17 protein-coding genes are annotated in these 18,918 nt (G+C 71.3%); 11 read left to right on the top strand and 6 right to left on the bottom strand.

The features are described 5' to 3' along the window. The first annotated feature begins 186 nt into the window (after window positions 1-186). Together ACFP2V_RS17685 and ACFP2V_RS38680 are read left to right on the top strand one after the other, a co-directional pair. Window positions 187-684 carry a CarD family transcriptional regulator gene (locus tag ACFP2V_RS17685; RefSeq protein ID WP_381212770.1) on the top strand — a complete coding sequence of 166 codons (498 nt, stop codon included), beginning with the start codon at window positions 187-189 and terminating at the stop codon, window positions 682-684. Continuing rightward, window positions 681-932 carry a sigma factor-like helix-turn-helix DNA-binding protein gene (locus ACFP2V_RS38680; protein WP_465269205.1) on the top strand — a complete coding sequence of 84 codons (252 nt, stop codon included), beginning with the start codon at window positions 681-683 and terminating at the stop codon, window positions 930-932. Before ACFP2V_RS17685 ends, ACFP2V_RS38680 begins: the two co-directional genes overlap by 4 nt. 39 nt (window positions 933-971) lie before the next feature. Here the strand turns inward: ACFP2V_RS38680 and ACFP2V_RS17675 are convergent, their stop codons facing one another. Both ACFP2V_RS17675 and ACFP2V_RS17670 read right to left on the bottom strand, forming a co-directional pair. Continuing rightward, window positions 972-1,634 (bottom strand): poly-gamma-glutamate hydrolase family protein, encoded by a 663-nt coding sequence (locus tag ACFP2V_RS17675; protein ID WP_381212767.1) that lies wholly within the window; start codon window positions 1,632-1,634, stop codon window positions 972-974. Between the two features lie 34 nt (window positions 1,635-1,668). Further along, window positions 1,669-2,103 (bottom strand): hypothetical protein, encoded by a 435-nt coding sequence (locus tag ACFP2V_RS17670; RefSeq protein ID WP_381212764.1) that lies wholly within the window; start codon window positions 2,101-2,103, stop codon window positions 1,669-1,671. Window positions 2,104-2,475: 372 nt separating this feature from the next. Between ACFP2V_RS17670 and ACFP2V_RS17665 the strand changes: the two genes are divergently transcribed. Further along, complete coding sequence (locus ACFP2V_RS17665) at window positions 2,476-2,766, top strand: hypothetical protein (RefSeq protein ID WP_381212761.1); 291 nt, start codon at window positions 2,476-2,478, stop codon at window positions 2,764-2,766. Between the two features lie 37 nt (window positions 2,767-2,803). On the opposite strand, the gene ACFP2V_RS17660 is transcribed toward ACFP2V_RS17665, so the two are convergent. Beyond that, complete coding sequence (locus ACFP2V_RS17660; protein WP_381212758.1) at window positions 2,804-3,229, bottom strand: hypothetical protein; 426 nt, start codon at window positions 3,227-3,229, stop codon at window positions 2,804-2,806. Between the two features lie 85 nt (window positions 3,230-3,314). After that, window positions 3,315-3,710, bottom strand: coding sequence for a hypothetical protein (locus tag ACFP2V_RS17655; RefSeq protein WP_381212755.1), 396 nt, complete (start codon window positions 3,708-3,710; stop codon window positions 3,315-3,317). A gap of 216 nt (window positions 3,711-3,926) precedes the next feature. Between ACFP2V_RS17655 and ACFP2V_RS17650 the strand changes: the two genes are divergently transcribed. The 8 genes from ACFP2V_RS17650 to ACFP2V_RS17615 all read left to right on the top strand — a co-directional run bounded on the left by ACFP2V_RS17650 (window position 3,927) and on the right by ACFP2V_RS17615 (window position 16,627). Beyond that, window positions 3,927-4,427 (top strand): MarR family winged helix-turn-helix transcriptional regulator, encoded by a 501-nt coding sequence (locus ACFP2V_RS17650; RefSeq protein WP_381212753.1) that lies wholly within the window; start codon window positions 3,927-3,929, stop codon window positions 4,425-4,427. A gap of 281 nt (window positions 4,428-4,708) precedes the next feature. Then, window positions 4,709-6,310: an MFS transporter gene (locus tag ACFP2V_RS17645; RefSeq protein WP_381212750.1), complete on the top strand. Its 1,602-nt coding sequence runs from the start codon at window positions 4,709-4,711 to the stop codon at window positions 6,308-6,310. A 744-nt stretch (window positions 6,311-7,054) separates the two neighbouring features. Continuing rightward, window positions 7,055-8,929: an acyl-CoA dehydrogenase gene (locus tag ACFP2V_RS17640; RefSeq protein ID WP_381212747.1), complete on the top strand. Its 1,875-nt coding sequence runs from the start codon at window positions 7,055-7,057 to the stop codon at window positions 8,927-8,929. 114 nt (window positions 8,930-9,043) lie between these two features. Beyond that, window positions 9,044-9,334, top strand: coding sequence for an acyl carrier protein (locus ACFP2V_RS17635; protein ID WP_381212744.1), 291 nt, complete (start codon window positions 9,044-9,046; stop codon window positions 9,332-9,334). A 17-nt stretch (window positions 9,335-9,351) separates the two neighbouring features. Further along, a complete protein-coding gene (locus tag ACFP2V_RS17630; protein WP_381212741.1) occupies window positions 9,352-13,419 on the top strand; it encodes a non-ribosomal peptide synthetase in 4,068 nt (1,355 codons plus the stop codon). After that, a complete protein-coding gene (locus ACFP2V_RS17625) occupies window positions 13,416-13,883 on the top strand; it encodes an SRPBCC family protein (RefSeq protein ID WP_381212738.1) in 468 nt (155 codons plus the stop codon). Before ACFP2V_RS17630 ends, ACFP2V_RS17625 begins: the two co-directional genes overlap by 4 nt. Window positions 13,884-13,937: 54 nt before the next feature. Further along, window positions 13,938-15,290 (top strand): beta-ketoacyl-[acyl-carrier-protein] synthase family protein, encoded by a 1,353-nt coding sequence (locus ACFP2V_RS17620; protein ID WP_381212735.1) that lies wholly within the window; start codon window positions 13,938-13,940, stop codon window positions 15,288-15,290. Between the two features lie 74 nt (window positions 15,291-15,364). Continuing rightward, complete coding sequence (locus tag ACFP2V_RS17615) at window positions 15,365-16,627, top strand: beta-ketoacyl-[acyl-carrier-protein] synthase family protein (RefSeq protein WP_381212732.1); 1,263 nt, start codon at window positions 15,365-15,367, stop codon at window positions 16,625-16,627. 15 nt (window positions 16,628-16,642) lie between these two features. On the opposite strand, the gene ACFP2V_RS17610 is transcribed toward ACFP2V_RS17615, so the two are convergent. Together ACFP2V_RS17610 and ACFP2V_RS17605 are read right to left on the bottom strand one after the other, a co-directional pair. Next, a complete protein-coding gene (locus ACFP2V_RS17610) occupies window positions 16,643-17,314 on the bottom strand; it encodes an ANTAR domain-containing protein (protein ID WP_381212729.1) in 672 nt (223 codons plus the stop codon). Between the two features lie 309 nt (window positions 17,315-17,623). After that, a complete protein-coding gene (locus ACFP2V_RS17605; RefSeq protein WP_381212726.1) occupies window positions 17,624-18,661 on the bottom strand; it encodes a rod shape-determining protein in 1,038 nt (345 codons plus the stop codon). Between the last annotated feature and the right edge of the window lie 257 nt (window positions 18,662-18,918).

Below are 18,918 nucleotides of genomic sequence, written 5' to 3'. Positions count from 1 at the left end.
AATGGAAGAGCTGGTTCGCAGAGGCTTTGCGCGCTCATCCGTATGACCGCGTCGGTCTCTGCGCTCCCACACTTGCCCGCCACCGACCGTCTGCGGTCGGGGCTGAGCGGTGGGACGGCCGTACGCCCTGCTCACGCTCGGGCACGGCCGAGCGCGGCGCCGCACGCACAGCGAGGCTTGAACAGCATGCAGTTCTCCGAGGGGCAGACACTCATTCATCCCCACCACGGTCCGGCCACCGTCACCGAGGTTCTCGATCGCTCGGTCAACGGCAAGAGCAGGCGCTACGTCCAGTTCCAAATCCACCGGACCGACCTGCGCATCGCCGTTCCGGTCGAGAAGGCCGACGAGGTGGGCCTGCGATCGGTCTACGCCGCGACACAGGTACAAGAATTGCTCGGTGTCCTGAAGGCTCCCGCAGATGAGCAGGAGGAGGCTTGGTCGCGGCGGTTCAAGGCCAACAGTGAGGCACTCCGGGTCGGCGACCTTCTGCTCACCGCCGGCGTCGTTCGTAACCTCATGCGACGTCAGGAGGAGCGCGGGCTTTCTGCGGCGGAGAAGGACATGCTCAAGCACGCCCGCCGGCCGATCCTCGCAGAACTCGCACTGGCGCTCTCGCTGACCGACGGGGAGACCGAGAAACTGCTCGACTCGGCCATCCTCGGTGAGCAGCACACCACGTGAGGCTCTCCCGTTCTGCCCGTGATGCGGAGGTGTCGGGGGTGTCGGGGGCGCCCTCCTCCACTGGAACCTCGGTGCCAACCCGTCCGACGGCCGTACCATGTGTGGGCCGCGAGGTGGTCATCGAGGAGATCGGCAAGTTCTACGGCGTGACACGCGAACGCATACGCCAGGTCGAGGCCAGGACGATGAACAAGCTGCGCCATCCCTCACGCTCGCACGCGCTGCGGGACCACCTCAACGACGACTGACAGAAACCCGCGGGCCGGCCTCCCGGCCCGCGGGGCCGCTCATCCGGAGATCACGAGCCGGCCGTCGGAGGAGACCCGTCCGCGGTCCTGGAACGCGGCACGGACGGCGGCCACGTAGGCATGGAATGTCTCGGTGCGACGGCCACTGTCGCGCATCGCCCGGGTCAGGTCCCCGCCGGGGAAGAACGCCTCACGCTGGGCTCTGCTCAGTTCCAGCTGCACCCCGGCAGAGGCCAGGGTCTTGTTGCAGATGTTGGCCGGGTGGGTGCCCGCGATCTCGGACGGCGCGGTGACGACCGAGAATCCGGCGCTCCGCAGACGCCCCGTCACCCGGGCGACCAGGTCCACGTCGAGGCCGCCGACGGCTGTCTCGGCCAGGCCGGTGGTTCCGGTGCAGCCGTGGAAGGACAGGCAGTGGCGGGAGGCGCGGACGATGCCCTCACCGACCGGCTCGTCGAAGTTCGTGCTGGTGACGTGCAGATCAGCGTTCCCGGACGGCTTGAGTCCGGCGAACTCGTAGTGCGACATCAGTCCGGCGCCGACCGCGCGGGCCGCCTTCCCGGACCCGCCCTCGATGCCGCCGCCGTGGACCGCGAGGGAACACCACGTCGCCCCGGCGACGAGGACCTGGCGGCGTTCGTAGTCGACTCCCTCCGTCTCGGCGGCCGCCAGCTCGCTGTAGGAGCCGTACAGGTCGGCCACGGGTCACGCCCCTTCCACTGTGCAGTCCGTCCGTTCAGAAGTCGGGGCAGAGGTATGTGTGTACTGCGTCCAGGATCTTCCCGTCGGTCTCCGGGGTGCTGATCTCGGGCAGGCGCGTCGTGATGGTGAACCGCTCCAGCGTCTGCCGGACCAGCTTGTCCCTGTCGTCCGGGGAGGCATTGATGGAGCCGCACTGGTTCAGCCCGCGGCTCACGGCCTGCTCGTCCGTGCCGGGCTTCGAGACGCGGCGGTCGATGGCGTCCCATGCCTCGAGGAACCTGTACCGGGCCGTGGCGCTCGGCTCGGGCGGGAGGCCGGCGGCTTCGCGGGCCTTGGCCTTGTCCTCGGCGCTGATGCCGGCCGACCGGCTGCGGCTGTCCACGGCGGCGGGCTCCTCTTCGCTGTTGCACGCGGTGAGCGCGAGGGCGAGCACGGTCAGAGCGGCGGCGGTCGTGGTGCGGGTGCGCAAGGTCCGTTGCTTTGATCATCAAGTGATCTCGGCAATCCCGGTGTTTCCACCGGAATGGTCCGTAACGGTCTCACCGGAGCGCGAGTTGAGCGCCGGTGTCCCGTTGACGGTCTCCCGTTTCCGTCCTGGCCCGGGGGCCGGGGGTTGCGCCACCTGCCCGCCCGTTCCGGCCGTGCGGCGCGGGTGGGTGGTGCGGGTCTTCCGGTCGGTTCCACGGGGCTTCGGCTCCGCCTCGGCGGGGTCCAGGTCTCCGGCCACTCCGGTACCTGTGGTGCGGGCCGCGAGGGCGGCCAGGTTATGTCCGGCGCCGGTGCCCGTTCAAGCCGGAGCCGGCCTCCGTCACCACGTCACTGACCGTGAGACCCCGGACCGTTGCGCTCTGCACGGTCCGGGCGACCTGACGCTCCAGGTCCGCTTTCCGGCACCCTCCTGGCCGGCGGCCGCAGCCGGGCGATCCTCGCCTCCGCTCTCGGCTCCCCGGCCGCCCTGGCCGTCGTCGTCGAGACCCCCGGTCTCAGCCACTTCTTCGGCTGCACCCCCCTTGGCCCTGTCGCCCGGGCCATCGCCCTGTCCTCCGAGGCAGCGGCGACCCCGGGCTCCCTCTTCCTCCCCGCGCTGGTCAGTCGGGTCCGCGCCTGGACTTCCCACGAGTGGACCCGATGATCACGCGTTCTTCTGCTCGCGACCACCCACTGATGCCTCAGGCCTCTTCCAGAGCGTCACCGAACTCGCGCAATGCGCGGCCGTGGTGGCTGTGAGCAAGCTGGTGCCCGACTGTTATGGCAAGCGCCACCGGCCATTCGATGATCTCCAGTGCGGCGAGCACGCCCAGCCCCGCGATGAAGACGAGGTGGTTCGGCGGCGGCAGTTCCAGCTGCTTGCCGAATACGTCAACCACCACGGCGTTGTGTGCGACGGCCGCTTCGGCTGCCGCGCGGGGACTCTTGTCTCCCGCGTCCACGCCTGGAACACCGGACTGAACGGGGCGGGGCTGCTGTATGGCGCCAGTCGATGCAGTCATGGTGCTGTCCGTTCCATCAGGATTCTCTGATGTGTTTATCGTAAATTTTACTGCTGATTCCCCTGCGGCAACCTGCCCCACCAGCTTCACCAGCCAGCCGTTCAAACCGTCGGCAACAGCAACGCCCGCAGGGCAGTCGCAATGAAGTCGGTGATGGCGCCGTACAGCTCAGCTGCTCACGCGGGTCGGCTCACCCGTCGCCGACATCACTGAGACTGGGGCCGCCGAAACCGAAGGAAGCGTATGGAAACTCCTGACTCCCCCACGGGAACGGCACGAGCCGTGCAGGGAGGCCGTCCCGGTCCGGACGCCGCCTGACACTGCTCGGGGGATTGCGGTCTGTCATCACCACGACGGATGCTTCCTCGGGCCATGGCGCGGCCCCGATCGGGACGGTCACGGCGGCGGCTTCGGCCTCGGTTTCGGGGGCCACGGGAAGCTTGGGTGTGCGGAACCGGTCGAGGAAGCCGAGGGCGGCTCCGGCGATGACCAGGTAGAGCAGGAGGACGATGAGGGCCTGGGTGATTCCGTGTCCGTCGAAGCAGATCGTGTTGCGGATGAGCTTGTTCCGCCCGCTCCACCGCACACCCTTCGGCCACCCTGCGGTCCCAGCCGTCCTCGGATACCGAGTATCCCGACACCCCGGCCGTTCAGCCCTCGCCGGACCCGATCGAAGCAGTGCCCCGAACCTCGCCGCGCCGTGCTCCCGGCAGTCCCGCGTGCTGCGCGGGCATGTTCCGGGCGTCCGAAGCGTTGGTATCTTCGATGGTGGACGTTTCGTATGGTTGAAGGGAGTCGGCCCATGGCGCGCAGTGGCGGCAATGCCGAGCGGGACGGGGCGCAACTGCGGCCACGTGAGGACTTCTTCATCGCCGAGCGTCCCGGATACCTGCTCCACAAGGCGGCGCTGCTGCTGCTCGAGGACGTGGAGAAGGCGCTGGAGACGGTCGGCATGCGCAGCCGGTACTTCTTCGTGCTGGCCTCGCTGGCCGGAGGACCCGAGCTCTCCCAGCAGGACCTGAGCCGGCTGCTCAACCTCGACCCGACCACGGTCGTGACGGTCATCGACGAGATGGAGCGCAACCAGCACGTCGAGCGGCGGCGCAACCCCGCCGACCGGCGGCGGTACAACCTGATCCTCACCGACGCCGGCCGGGCGGCGCTGGCGGCGGTGGACAGTGTGGTCACCGAGGTCGAGACGGCGTTCTTCGGCACGCTCGACGACGACGAGCGCGAAGTGATGCGCAGGATGCTCGACCGGATGCTGGCGGGCCGCTGGCCCGCGTCCGTCTGTTCCGACTGACGGACGCGGGCGGCACAGAGGTGAGTTGACGGCGGTGGCGGTGGTGCGGGCGGGCCCTTGAGGGTCCGCCCGCTTTCGTTTGTCCGCCGCTTCCCGTCGCTTGCCCCGCCGCTTCTTGCCGTCCGTCCGCCGTCCGTCTGTGACCGCGCGTGCGTCCTGCCGCGGGGTTGCGCAGGCGACGGCCGGATCCTCGTTACCCACTGTGATTGCGGTTGACCCGGACTTTCCAATCATCTATTTTTCCATCATCGATGAATCCGGTTGATAGGAGAGTCCCCCTCATGTCCGCAGAACGCGCACCATCGCCCGCAAGGTGGTGGACCCTGGGGATCGTCGCGTTGGGCACGTTCATGCTGATGCTCGACCTGAGCGTGGTGGCCGTCGCGCTGCCGGCGATCCACGAGTCCCTGGACAGCAGCTTCGCCGACCTGCAGTGGGTCTTCGACGCCTACGCCCTCACCCTTGCGATCTTCCTGGTGGCAGCGGGCTCGCTCGCCGACCGGCTCGGCCGCAAGCGGCTCTTCCAGGTGGGCTTCGCCGTCTTCACCATCGCCTCGCTCGCCTGCGGTCTGGCCGGCGACGCCACCGCGCTGAGCCTCTACCGCGCCGTGCAGGGCGTCGGTGCGGCCGTCATGTTCGCGGTCGGCCCGGCCATGCTCAGCCACGAGTTCCACGGCAAGGAGCGGGCGACCGCCTTCACCGTGTTCGGTGCCGCCGTCGGCCTCGCCGTCGCCACCGGGCCGCTCATCGGCGGTTCGCTGACCAGCTCGCTGTCCTGGCGCTGGATCTTCTACATCAACGTGCCGGTCGGCATCGTCGCCGTCCTCGTCGGCGCGCTGCGAGTGCGCGAGTCGCTCAACCGGCGGGCCCATCCCACCGACTGGGCCGGACTGATCACCTTCAGCATCGCGCTCGGGGCCCTGGTGTTCGCCACCATCCGGGCACCCGAGGAGGGCTGGACCAGCGTCAACACGCTCGGCCTGTACGCGGCCAGCGCGGTCTTCCTGGCGGTGTTCCTGTTCATCGAGCGGCGACTGGGCGAGCGCGCGATGATCGACCTGGCGTTCTTCCGCAACCCCACCTTCGTCGGCATCTCCCTCGTCGCCATGATCGGCAACGCCGGCGCCCTGCCGTCGGTCTTCTTCGAGACCAGCTACTTCCAGAACATGCTGGGCATGGACGCCTGGGACGCGGGGCTGCGGTTCCTTCCACTGACGGCCGCGATGTTCGTCGCCGGCGCGATCGGCGGCGGACTCATCGGCAAGGTCCCCTTCCGGGTGCTGCTCGGCGGCTCCACCCTCGTCATGGGGATCGGCCTGCTCTTCCTCAACCTGGCGGAGGCGGACTCGGCCTGGACCGTGCTCATCCCGGCCCTGGTCATCTCCGGCTTCGGCATGGGCGCCTTCAACCCGGCCCGTGCGGCGCTGGCCATCGGCGTCGCCGAACCGGCCAAGTCCGGTGTCGCGTCCGGGATCAACGAGACCTTCCAGCAGGTCGGTGTCGCCGTCGGTATCGCGGGTGTGGGCGCCTTCTTCCAGAACCGGGTGGCCGACGAGTTCGCCGCGTCGGCGGCCGGACGGCAGATGGGTGATGCCGCCGCCGAGGAGGCCGCCCACGGCATCAGCGCCGGCGCGTTCGACGCGGTCGCCGCGAACGCGGGTGCACTGCAGGAGCAGGTGGTCGCCGCCGGGCGGGACGCGTTCATGACCGCCTTCCACGGCGCCATGACCCTCTGCGCGATCCTCGGGTTCATCGCCGCGCTCATCGGCTTCCTGATGCTGCGGACCAAGGACCTCCACGCGAGTGCGCTGTCGACGATCCCGCCGGACCTCGACGAGGACGGCGAGCTGCGGCCGGACGTGCCGGTGGGCGCGCCCTCCTGAGCCGCTGCTGATCCGCTCCTGACCCACCGTCGCCGCACGGCGGCACCGACATGACACCGACGCCCGGCCGGACATCCCGGCCGGGCGTTTTTGTGTGCCGGCGAAGGACTGCTGGGGCGGGAGATGTTGAATCCGTGTCAATTTCAAATTCAACCGACGCGAAAGGCGGGTCAAGCGGAATTCATACATCCTTCATTCGTGGCGAACGGAATTCAAGGTTCCGACCGGATCGAATACTTGCGCAAAGGGGGCGTAAAATAGTGACGGGCGTCACAAACCGTGAAGGCTTGTGAATGTTAGAGTCCTGGCATAGAGCGAAGCCACCCATGGTGGCGGCAGGTTGTCGAATGTGCAACCACAACGGGGAAGGTCTCGGGGAGGGGTGGCCGGACGGGATTCCGGCCGACCCCTGCCGAGAAGCATCAATACGTCACGGGGGACGTTCGAGTGAACCGCATTCTGTTCTGCTGTCGCTGTAGATGACGCCGGTGCCGGCATCGGGCCGGCGTCGGTGACCTGCCCTTTTTCTGGTGTCCGCGTCTGGCGCCCTTGCGCGATCCAGGCCGCGGCGCCCTTTCCGCCTGAGCTGGTGCCGCGGCACGACGCCGTGCTGCGCACTGCCCTGGGCCGATTCCTGCACGGCCGGAATTCATCGGAAGCCGTCGGCTGATCCCTGGCGCATTCCGTGGAAAGGACCGGCCGGTGCCGACTTCATCTTTGTCATGCACTGAATTGGAGTGCTCCATGCGCGAATTCGTGTCCGAAAAGCCGCTTGCGGGTGCCCTCTCCGGCGAACCGGAGAAGCGCCCGATCAGTGCCGCCGCGCCGGCCGAGGAATTGGAGGAGTGGCTGGGCGACCCCGATGTGGAGGCCAACTCCTTGTCCTTCGCCCGGAGCCTGGAGCTCGACGAACGTGAGGAATTGCCGGCCGACGGAATCGGCCGGGTGCGGGCCTTCGGATTTCACCGGTACTTCGTGCCCGACTGGCTGGGCGGAGACCTCCGGAGCACCGAGGAACTGCTGATGCTCACCCGTGTGATCGCCCGCCGCGACATGAACGTGGCCGTGAGCGAGAGCACCCAGATCTGGATGATGCTCGCCTGGATCGGCGGCGACGCCGGACAGCGGGCCCAGTGGGCGAGCACCGTGCTGCGCGGAGGGGTCGTCCCCTGCCTGGCCTACTCGGAGCCCGGCCACGGCGCCGACCTGGCCGCCAACGAACTGGTGGCCACCCCGGACGACGGGCAGTACGTCCTCACCGGCGAGAAATGGCCCATCAACCGGGGCCGGACCTCGACCCATGTGGTGCTCCTCGGCGCCACGGGCGACGACGGTGTGCCGGCCAAGCGCAAGCAGTCCATGTTCCTCGTGGACAGGTCGCGTGTCGTCTCCGGCGAGGTGACCGGCGTACCCCGCGTCCCCACGTACGGCCTGCGCGGATGCGACATCAGCGGAGTCTCCTTCGACGACGCCCGGGTGGACGCCTCCGCCCGGCTGGGTGCCGAGGGGGAAGGGCTCGAACTGTCCTTGCGCGGCCTGCTGATCACCCGCACCCTGTGCACCGGCCTGTCCCTCGGCACGGGCGACACCATGCTGCGGACGGTGGGCGGCTTCCTCGCCGGCCGGACGCTGTACGACGGGCCGGCGAGCGAGATCCCGTACGTCACCGAATCCCTCGCCAACGCCTACCTGAGCCTGCTGGTCGCCGAGTGCGAGAGCCTGGTCGCGATGCGCGGACTGCATCTGTACACCGAGGAGTTCAGCGTCTGGGGCAACGCCGCCAAGGTCCAGGTGGCCCGCCTCGTCGACTTCGCCGGCAAGGCGCTCGCCCGCACGCTGGGCGCCCGGTACTACATGCGGGCAGCGGAACACGTCGGCATCTTCCAGAAGATGCTCCGCGACGGCGCCGTCGTGTCCGTCTTCGACGGCAGTGAGCCGGTCTGCCTGGACAGCATCACCCAGCAACTGGCAGCCCTCGCCAAGTCCCACGGGCGGCCCCGCGACGAGGACTGGAGCACGCTGTACGACCTGCGGGCCGAACTGCCCCCGTTCCAGCCGGCCCGGGTGAGTGTGTTCGGCCGCGGCCGGGACGCGACCTTCGCCAGCCTCCCCGCGCTCATCGACCGTCTCGCCGGCCTCGCACCCAGCGCCGGCTGCGACGAGGAACGGCTCACCGCACTGCGGACCCGGGCCGGGGAACTGCGCGAACGGCTCGACGCGCTCTACACGCGTTTCCAGGACCTGCGCAGGGCACCGGCGGCAACGCCGTCGGCCTCCACCAAGACCACCCCACCGCGGCTGATGAGGCTGGCGGAGGACCTGTGCGCCCTGCACGCCAAGGTCGCCGCCCTCGGGATCTGGCTCCACAACCGGGACCACCTCGACGCGTTCTTCGCCGACGGGGCCTGGCTCGAGGCCGCCCTGGCCCGTGAGCAGGTCCACCAGTACGAGGTCGGCGACCTCGACCCCCGGACCGCCCGCACCCTCTTCGACCGCATGAACTCCCAGCGCGAGAAGCACGAGTTCTTCTCCCTCAGGACCATGCGCCAGGCCGCCCCGGGCACGCACGAGGCGCACGAGGCGCGCCACGGCGCAGACCGGCCGGCCTCCGCCGCCTGACCCGGCACCCGCCCGCCCGCCGGACGATCGACCCGCCCGGCGCACGATCCGCCGCCCGTCCGACGATCCACCTGCTCACCTGCACACCTGCACACCGGAAGGTCCCGACCTGCGATGAACACCACGAACATGACGCTCGACGACGTGAAGCACGTCCTCACCCAGGCGGTCGCCGCCGAGGCCGGCGTACCCGCCGCCGAACTGGCCACCGACCAGCCGTTCACCTCGTACGGCCTCGACTCCATGGCGGCGCTCGCCGTCGGCATGGAGATCGAGGACGCCTGCGGGCTCTCCGACCTGCCGGTGGACCTGCTGTGGGACCACCCGACGGTCGACAGCCTCTCCGAGGCGCTCTGGAACCTGATGAACACCGTGCCCGTCCCGGCCACCGCGGACGGCCAGTGATGACGACCGGGACACCCATGACCACCGCGTCTCCGGCGGCTGCCGCGCCGCCGCTCGTCAACGCGCAGCAGGCCGGCCTCTGGTTCATCCACGAGACCGACCCGCAGTGCTCCGCCTACCACATCGTGTTCGCGGCCGAGGTCACCGCCGACGCCGAACTCGGCCGCAGGACCGAGGCGATCCTCCGCGACCTGATGGCCGAGCACGACGCCTTACGCGTCTGCTTCCAGCCCGGTGAGAACGGGCCGGCACAGCGGGTCCAGGAGTCCGTGCCGCTCGACATCCGGCACACCGACGCCCGCGGCATGGACCCGGCGACGCTGCGGGACCGCGTCAGGACCGACACCCGCACACCGTTCGACCTGTCCCGGCCGCCGCTGTGGCGCATCCACCTGTACCGGACAGGCGAGCACACCTGGGTGTTCGCGGCCGTGCTGCACCATGCCGCCGCCGACTTCTGGTCACTGGCCCTGCTGCTCGGCGAGGTCCGCGGCCGACTGGAGGGAAAACCGGGACAGTTCACCCTGGACGGCGGTGCCTTCGCGGCCTACGCCGAGCAGCAGCGGACCTTCCTGGCCGGCGGGAAGGCCGCCGCGCTGGTCGCCGACGAGGCGGCACGGCTCGCCGACGCGCCTCCCGGCCTCGACCTGTACGGCGACCGGCCCCGGCCGCCGGCCCCGACGTACGAGGGCGGCTCGGTACCGTTCGCCCTGTCGGCCGAAGCGACGGACACCGTAAGGGAGTTGGCGCGCGAGGCCGCGGCGACGCCGTACATGGTGCTGCTGTCCGCCTACTTCGTGCTGTTGAGCCGGCTGAGCGGCCAGTCCGACGTCCTGGTCGGCACCCCGACCTCTGGCAGGCTGCAGCGCCAGTACCGCGACGCGCTCGGCAACTTCGTCAATACCGTCGTCGTACGCGGTGAGGTCGAGGAGACCGCGACGTACCGGGAGGTGCTCGCCTCCGTACGGGCCCGGGTGCTCGAGGCGATGCGGGCCCAGGAACTGCCGTTCCCCTGGCTGGTCCGGGAACTCGCGCCGCCCCGCGACCCGAGCCGGACCCCGCTGTACCAGGCCGGATTCGCCTGGGACCGGCTGCCGTTCCTCACCGACATGGACGCCTTCTTCCTGCTGGACCCGGACCGGACGGCCGAACTGGACGTCGCCGGAGCCACCTTGCGGCCCTACCCGGTGCCGCAGCAGGAGGGTCAGACGGACCTGTGGGTCGAGATGGGCGGGGAGCGAGACGGCGCCTTCGCGGGTGTCCTGCGCTACAACACCGACATCTTCGAGCCGGGCACGGCCCGCGACCTGGCCGCCACCTTTGTCGCGACCGTTCAGAGCCTGGTCCGGCAGCCGGACGCACCGCTGCACAGCCTCGCCCGGGGCGACGAGCGCCAGTCGGCGCGGCTCGCCGCCCAGGGCTCCGGCCCCGTACGCGCGCTGCCCGACGCCAGGCTCCCGGACCTCTTCCGGGACCAGGTCCGGCGCACCCCCGACGCGACCGCCCTCGTCGCCGACGGCGAGGAATGGAGCTACGCGCGGCTGCTGGAGCGGACCGAGGAGGTCGCGGCGGCCCTGCGCGCCGCGGGCATCGCCGCGGGCGACCGGGTCGCGGTGATGGCGGAACGCGGGGCACCGCTGGTGGCCGCCCTGCTCGGCGTGCTGGAGGCCGACGCCGCCTATGTGCCCCTGGACCCCAAACTGCCGGTGGAGCGGCTCGCCTACATGGCCGAGGACTCCCGCGCGCGGCTGCTGCTCGGTGAGCGCGGCACGGGGGAGGACCCGCTGCCCGGACTCGGACTCCCCGTGCTGCATCTGGACGACCTGGCGGCGGGCGTCACCGGTGCCGGGGCGCCGGAGACCGTGCCGGAGCCCGGCGGCACCGGGACCGCGAAGGGGACGGACACGGAGGGGACGGACACGGAGGGGACGGGCAGGAAGGGGACGGACCCGGACGGCAGGGGGCTGGCGTACATCCTCTACACCTCCGGTTCCACCGGCCGCCCCAAGGGCGTGGCGATCGGGCACCGTGCCCTGGTCAACCTGCTGCTGTCGATGCGCGACACCACCGGGTTCGGCGCCTTCGACAGTCTGCTCGCCGTCACCACGGTCTCGTTCGACATCGCCGGGCTGGAACTGTTCATGCCCCTGGTGGCCGGCGGGCGCGTGATCGTGTGCGACAGCGACACGGCCGCCGACGGCGCCCGGCTCGCGGTCCGCATCGAGGAGTCCGGCGCGACCTGGATGCAGGCCACCCCCACCTCGTGGCGCATGCTGCGCGACGCCGGCTGGGACGGCTCCCCGCGGCTGAACGTGCTCTGCGGCGGCGAGGAACTGCCCCTGGAACTGGCCGAGTTCCTGTCCGGCCGGGTGGCGAGCCTGCGCAACGTGTACGGGCCGACCGAGACGACCATCTGGTCCACCGAGGGCCCGGTCGACCCCGCCGCCGGCATCGACATCGGCCGCCCCCTCGCCAACACGCGGCTGTACGTGCTGGATCCGCGGGGACGCGCCGTCGAACCGGGCTTCCCCGGCGAGCTGTGGATCGGCGGCGAGGGCCTCGCCGCCGGGTACTGGGACCGGCCCGAGCTGACCGCGGAGCGGTTCGTCACCGGGCTGCCCGCCGCCCCGCGGCAGCGGCTGTACCGCACCGGTGACCGGGCCCGCTGGAACAGCGACGGCCGGCTGCTGCACCACGGCCGTCTCGACAACCAGGTCAAGCTGCGCGGCTACCGCATCGAACTCGCCGAGGTCGAGGCCGTGCTGCAGGCGGTGGACGGGGTCTCCGCGGCCGTCGTGGTGGTCCGCGACGACCGGCTCGTCGGCTACGTGGTGCCCGAACCCGGTAACGAACCCGGTACCGAACCGAGTACGGCCGAGATCAGGAAGGCGGCGGCCGTGTCGCTGCCCCCGTACATGGTGCCGGGCCTCCTCGTCGTCCTGGACGAACTCCCGCTGACGGCCAACAAGAAGATCGACCGCAACCGGCTGCCGGAGCCCGAGGTCACCTCGGACGCCGTCTTCGAGAAGCCGCGCGACGCCACGGAGATCACGCTGGCCCGCATGTGGACGGAGATCCTCGGCATCCCCGAGGTCGGCGTGCACGACAACTTCTTCGACGTGGGCGGTCACTCACTGCTCGCCGTGCGGCTCAGCGCCGCCATCCGCGAGGAATGGGACGTGGAGATCCCGATCTCCGAACTGCTGCGGCAGGGCACCATCGCCGAACTGGCCACGACCGTACGGCGCGGCGGCCAGGAGACCCCCCGCATCCCGGTCGTCACCCTGCGCGAGGGGGAGGAGGGAAGCAGGCCGCTGTTCCTGTTCCACCCCTTCGGCGGCACCGTCTTCTGCTACGTCGAGCTGACCCGCCACCTCCCCCCGGGCCGCGCGGTCCTGGCGGTGGAGGCGCCCGGCATCGAGAGCACGGGCGAGGCCGAGGTGAGCGTCGAGGGGATGGCCACCCGGTACATCGAGTACCTCAGGGAGATCCAGCCCACCGGGCCGTACGCCCTCGGCGGCTGGTGCTTCGGCGGGGTGATCGCCTACGAGGTGGCCGGCCGGCTGCGCGCCGCCGGCGAGGAGATCGAACTCCTCGCCGCCATCGACAGCCGCGCCCCGATCGAGGAGAACATCCCTCAGACCGCGGACGACGCGACGATCCTGTCGTGGTTCGCGCGGGACCTCGCGGTGCCCTACGGCAAGAGCCTCGACATCCCCGCCGAGCACCTGCGGGAACTCGGGGGCGACGCCGCCTTCGACCACATCCTGCGCCGGGCCGCCGCCATCGGCGTCCTCGCCGAGGACGCGGACCGCGACCAGATCCTGCGCTACTTCGAGGCGTACCTCGCCAACGGCATCGCCCTGCAGACCTATCTGCCCGAGCCCAGCGACCTCGACCTCCTGCTGCTGCGCGCCGTGGACGAACCCGTCGACTACGGGCCGAAGCTCGGCTGGGACACGCTGATCAAGGGATCGCTCCAGGTCGTCGACGTCCACGGCGACCACAACTCCGTCATGTATCCGCCGCACGCCGCCGTCGCCGCCGAGGCGATCGCACCGCACATGGGAGCACACCAGCGATGAACACCGCATCCCTCAGGGCCGAGTACGAGTTCGACCTTCCGGTGGGGCCGAAGGAGGCCTTCGCCTGGCTGTCCGACCCCGCCCGCGACCCCGAGTGGCAGTCCGGCTGCGTGGACACGAAGCTGCTCAACGGGACCGCGCGCGAGGGCTGCCGGTACGAGATCACCTTCGCGATGATCGGCAAGCGGATGACGTTCACCGTCGACATCACCGAGTACGAGCCGGGCCACCGCTCCCGGTTCCACGTGGTGGACGGGCCGTTCGGCTACACCGGCACCTACGACTACACCGAGCACCCGGACGGCACCACCGGCGTGCACTGGACGTTCGACGTGGAGCCCGGGGACTACTTCGGGATCATGCCGAAGTCCCTGCTGCGCAAGGTGCTGGTCAGCCAGGTCAAGAAGGACTCCGGCCGGCTCGCCGACCGGCTCGCGCAGACGGAGCGGCCCCGGTCGTCCTGACCCGGGCCCCGGCGCGCCCGCACCGATCACACCCGCGTCCTGACAGGAGAAGTCATGCCAGGGGAAACCCCGTCGTACGGGATCACACCGCAGCACGGGAGCACAGCACAGCACGAGAACACGCACACGCCGCAGTCCGCGGGCCGACCGCGCCCGAAGGCCGTCGTCACCGGTGTCGGCACCACCACCGCGCTCGGCGGTGACGTGGCCACCACCTGGGACGCGCTGCTCCTCGGCGAGAACGGCATCCGGCTGCTGGACGGCGAGGACTGGACGAAGGACATGCCCCCGGCGCTCGGCGGGCGGGTGAAGGTCGAACCCGGACCCGCACTCGAGCACAAGCAGCGCCGCCGGCTGAGCCGTTCCGCCCAGCTCGCCGTGACGGCCGCCGCGGAGGCCTGGAACGACGCCGGCCTCGACAGCGCCCCGGCGGGGTCGCGCCGGGTGGCCGTGGTCGTGTCGGCCGCCCTGGGCGACGTGAACGCGATGATCAGCGGCTGGGAGGCGCTCAAGAGCCGGGGCTGGAACCGGGTGCATCCGCTGACGGTGCCGATGTCCATGGGCAACGGCTCCGCGGCCGCCGTAGCCCTGCTGGTGAACGCGCGGGCGGGGGTGCACGCCACGGTCAACGCCTGCTCCTCCGGGACGCAGGCGCTGGCCACCGCGGCCGAGCTGATCCGCCGCGGCGAGGCGGACGTCGTCGTGGCCGGCGGCACCGAGGCACCGCTGCACCCGCTGGTCCTCGCCTCGTTCGGGTCGATGCGGGCCCTGTCGAAGCGGGTGGACGACCCGGCCTCGGCGTCCCGCCCGTACGACGCGGACCGCGACGGAATGGTGCTCGGCGAGGGGTCGGGCATCCTCGTCCTGGAGTCCGAGGAGCACGCCCGGGAGCGCGGCGCGCGGATCTACGCCGAACTCGCCGGTGTGGGCAGTTCCTCGGACGCCTACGACATGGTGCAGCCCGACCCGGCCGGGACCGGCACCGCCAGGGCGATCCGGGACTCGCTCGCCGACGCCGGAGCCCGGCCCGAGGAGGTGGTCCACCTGAACGCCAACGGCACGGGCACGCTCCCCGGTGACGCGGCCGAGGGACACGGCATCCGGGCCGTGTTCGGGGACGCCGACGGGGGGCCCGCGGTCTCGGCGAACAAGTCGATGACCGGGCACAGCCTGGGCGGGGCCGGCGCGATCGAGTCGATCGCCACCGTGCTCTCCCTCTACCACGGCATCGTGCCGCCGACCCGCAACTTCACGCGGCTCGGTGAGGACCTGTCGGTCGACATCGTGCACGGCAGCCCGCGGAAGCTGGAGGGCGAGCGGAACGTCGCGGTGAAGAACTCGGCCGGGTTCGGCGGGCACAACGTCGCCCTCACCTTTCGCGGCGTCCCCGCCCGACAGCACCCGTAATAACAGCACACGTAATAACAGCACTCGTCATAGCAGCACACGTAATACCCGTATCCAGACGTGGAGTTGTTCCAGTGACAGCGATTGACCGCACTGTGGTCGTCACCGGTCTCGGTGCCACCACACCACTCGGCGGGGACGCCGCCTCCACCTGGCGGGGACTGCTGGCCGGCCGCTCCGGGGTCCGCCCGCTGAGGCACGACTGGACCCGTGAGGTCCAGGTGCGCATCGCCGCCGAGGCCGCCGTGGAGCCGAGGGAGGTGCTGCCCGGATCCGAGACCGGCAAGCTGGACCGCGCGGCCCAGTTCGCCCTCGTCGCGGCGCGCGAGGCGTGGGCCGACGCCGGGTTCACCGGCCGGGCCGGCGCGGACGCCCCGGTGGACCCGGACCGGCTCGGCGTGGTCGTCGCCTCCGCCATCGGAGGGATGACCTCGCTGCTCGACCAGTACGAGATGCTCAAGCAGCAGGGCCCGCGCGGGGTTTCCCCGCACGCGATGCAGATGATGATGGCCAGTACGCCCTCGGCCACCGTCGGCCGGGACGTCAACGCCCGCGCCGGGGTGCACAGTCCGGTCAGCGCCTGCGCCACGGGCGCCGAAGCCATCGGCTACGCCATCGAGATGCTCCGTACCGGCCGCGCCGACATCGTCCTCGCGGGCGGCACCGAGGCGGCCATCTGTTCGCTGAACATGGCCGCCTTCGGCAACATGATGGCGATGTCCAAGCGCAACGACGACCCGGAGGCGGCCTCTCGCCCCTACGACGTCGACCGGGACGGCTTCGTCATGGGCGAGGGCGCGGGCGTCCTGGTGCTGGAGTCGGCCGAGCACGCGGCCCGGCGCGGCGCACGCGTGTACGCGGAGGCCGTCGGGCAGGGGCTCTCCGCGGACAGCCACCACATCACCCGGCCCGAACCGACGGGCCGCGGCATCGCCGCCGCGCTGAGCAACCTGCTGGAGGCCAACGACCTGAAACCCGCCGAGATCGTGCACGTCAACGCGCACGCCACCTCGACCCCGATGGGGGACGTCGCCGAGATCACCGCGCTGCGCACGGTGTTCGGCGACGACACCGACCACTTCGCGGTCTCCGCCACCAAGTCCATGACGGGCCACCTGATGGGCGGGGCCGGCGGGGTCGAGTCCGTCGCCGTGATCCTCGCGCTCCGGGACCGGCTCGCGCCCCCGACCGTCAACCTGGACACCGTCGACCCCGAGGTGGCCGCGGACATCGTCCGCGACGAGCCGCGTCCGCTGCCCGAGGGGCGTATCGCCGCCCTGAACAATTCCTTCGGATTCGGCGGCCACAACGTGGTGCTGGCGTTCCGGACCCGGTGACGCCGCTCGGCGCGCTCACCGGTGGGCCGGGCCCGGGTCCGCCGCCTCCGGGCCCGTTCCGGCCCCGGGCGGCCGGAGGCGGCGGACGAGGGCCGTGGCCAGGGCCTTCCGTACCTCCTCTGGAGGGCGGGGGACCGCCCGGTCGGCATCGGCGGTCACCGCCGCGGCGACCGTACGGAGCGGGGCGCCGGACAGCCGGGAGGCCTCGCGCAGGATGTGCCAGGCGGTCTCCGAGCCGCAGCCGTGGGCGGCCATGAGGATGCCGCGGGCCCGGTCGACGACCGGCCGGGAGGCGATCGCCTCCCGGATCCGCTCGACCTCCTCCTCCCGCACGGGCGGCCGTTTCGCCGGCTCCACCGCCCCCGCAGGGGTGGCGGCGGGCGCCGGCGCGCGGTCCCTGCCGGGAGAGCGCAGCGGGTCGGTGGTGTCCAGGCCGACGAGCGCCAGGATGCGGCGCGGCTGACCGGTCCAGCGAGTGGCCGTGACCGGCACCGACCGCCGGCGGCCGTGGTCGCGCAGGACCTCCAGGAACCGCAGTCCCGCCGTGTCCATGAAGTGCACCCCGCTCATGTCCAGGTCGACCCGGGCCGTGCGGGCGGGCAGCCGGGCCAGCTTCCGGGCGAGGGTGTCCGCGCAGCCGTGGACCAGTTCACCGCGCGGGGCGAGCAGCGCCCGGTCCGCGTCCATACGGCCGCCGATGGCCAGGGTGCTGCGTCGTCCCGAGGAAGGTCGTCCCGAGGAAGGTCGTCCCGAGGAAGGGGGTGGGGCCGCGGAGGTCATGACACCGCCTTGTCGGTACGCGTACGGGCCGGCGGGCGTACGGGTCGGTCGCCGTGGACCGGACGGCAGGGCGTGCGGGAGTGCGGAGCGTGCGCGGTCCGGGCAGTACTCGCGGTGCGCCTGCCCGGTTTGCCGCGCCCTACACCCCTTGTCGTCGACCCGGCCGGAATTCCGGCCGGGTACGGCGGGTACGGCGGGTACGGCCGGCTCGGTGGCTCAGGTCGCCAGCGGGTCCAGTACCAGGGGGGCGATCTTGCCCTCCAGCATGGCGCCCAGTCCCTGGACGGCGCACACGTCCGGCCGTTCGGCGATGTGGACCGGCATGCCCGTCGCCTGCCGCAGCATCTGGTCGAGGCCCGGCAACAGGGCGCTGCCGCCGACCATCATGATCCCGCGGTCGGCGAGGTCGGCGACCAGGTCGGGCGGGCAGCCCCGCAGCACCTTGCCGATCCCGTCCAGTACCGCTGTCCACGGGGTCTGGACGGCGTTCCGCACGGCGGCCGTGTCGACCTTGACCGAGCGGGGAAGGCCGGTGGCGACGTCCCGGCCGTGGATCTCCGTCGACTCCGGGCCGTGCGGGGTGAGCCCGTTGCCGGACAGGGCCAGCTGCAACGGCCGTACGGACTGGCTCGGCAGCATCAGTTCGTGCTGGTGGCGCAGGTGCTGGACGATGGCGTGGTCCACGGCGTCACCGCCGACGGGCATGCGCTCGGCCGTCACGATCGAGCCGAGGGAGAGCACGGCCACCTGCGTGGTCGCCGCCCCGCACACCAGGATCATGGTCGCCTCGGGACGTTCCACGGGCAGCCCGCAGCCGACGGCGGCGGCGATGAGCGTGTCGACCAGCTCCACCCGGCGGGCGCCCAGCCCGACCAGGGTCTCGATCGCGGCACGCCGGGCCAGCGGATCGGCGTCGTACGGCGTGCAGGCCGCGGCGCGCAGGCCCGGCCGGCGGCGCAGCGTGCGGCGGATCCGGTCGCCGAGCAGATGCCGCAGCATGCGCTGCGCCATGTCGATGTCGACGACGGTGCCGCCCGACACGGGTCGTACGACACGGATGTAGTTCGGCGTCCGTCCTTTCATCCGTTCCGCGAGCTCGCCGACCGCGATCAGCGCGCCGGTACGGGTGTTCACGGCGGCGGCGGACGGCTGGTCGACGACGAGACCGGCACCCTTGACGTAGACCCGGGTGCGGGCTGCTCCCAGGTCGACGGCGAAGTGGCAGCGGCGCAACTGCTCCAGACTGGCGGTCACGGCAGATCCTCCCGAGTGCGCGGTCCTGAGGTCCGCCGGACGGCGGACCTCAGGACCATCGTGCGCCCCCGAGAGGGCCGCCGCCCCTTGTAGGGGGCCGGGTGGGGGGCCGCCGAACGGGTGCGGCGCGGCAACCGCAGGGACGGACCCGGACCTCCCCCCCCCGGCCCCGTACGGCTCGCGGGCTCGGCCGAGGTGCTGCGGGAAGAAGACGATGACCGCCCCCCGCCGATGCGGGCAGCCGGGGCCGACGCGGG

The organism is Streptomyces incanus (assembly GCF_042656345.1).
In the GTDB taxonomy this organism is placed as follows: Bacteria; Actinomycetota; Actinomycetes; order Streptomycetales; family Streptomycetaceae; genus Streptomyces; species Streptomyces incanus.
This window is presented reverse-complemented; position numbering and strand designations above follow the sequence as displayed.

What these genes read in the sequence shown, in the direction of transcription:
- ACFP2V_RS17685 (WP_381212770.1), top strand. Translation starts at nt 187, where the DNA reads ATGCAGTTCTCCGAGGGGCAGACACTCATTCATCCCCACCACGGTCCG.
- ACFP2V_RS17650 (WP_381212753.1), top strand. Translation starts at nt 3,927, where the DNA reads ATGGCGCGCAGTGGCGGCAATGCCGAGCGGGACGGGGCGCAACTGCGG.
- ACFP2V_RS17645 (WP_381212750.1), top strand. Translation starts at nt 4,709, where the DNA reads ATGTCCGCAGAACGCGCACCATCGCCCGCAAGGTGGTGGACCCTGGGG.
- ACFP2V_RS17640 (WP_381212747.1), top strand. Translation starts at nt 7,055, where the DNA reads ATGCGCGAATTCGTGTCCGAAAAGCCGCTTGCGGGTGCCCTCTCCGGC.
- ACFP2V_RS17635 (WP_381212744.1), top strand. Translation starts at nt 9,044, where the DNA reads ATGAACACCACGAACATGACGCTCGACGACGTGAAGCACGTCCTCACC.
- ACFP2V_RS17630 (WP_381212741.1), top strand. Translation starts at nt 9,352, where the DNA reads ATGACCACCGCGTCTCCGGCGGCTGCCGCGCCGCCGCTCGTCAACGCG.
- ACFP2V_RS17625 (WP_381212738.1), top strand. Translation starts at nt 13,416, where the DNA reads ATGAACACCGCATCCCTCAGGGCCGAGTACGAGTTCGACCTTCCGGTG.
- ACFP2V_RS17620 (WP_381212735.1), top strand. Translation starts at nt 13,938, where the DNA reads ATGCCAGGGGAAACCCCGTCGTACGGGATCACACCGCAGCACGGGAGC.
- ACFP2V_RS17610 (WP_381212729.1), bottom strand. Translation starts at nt 17,314, where the DNA reads ATGGACGCGGACCGGGCGCTGCTCGCCCCGCGCGGTGAACTGGTCCAC.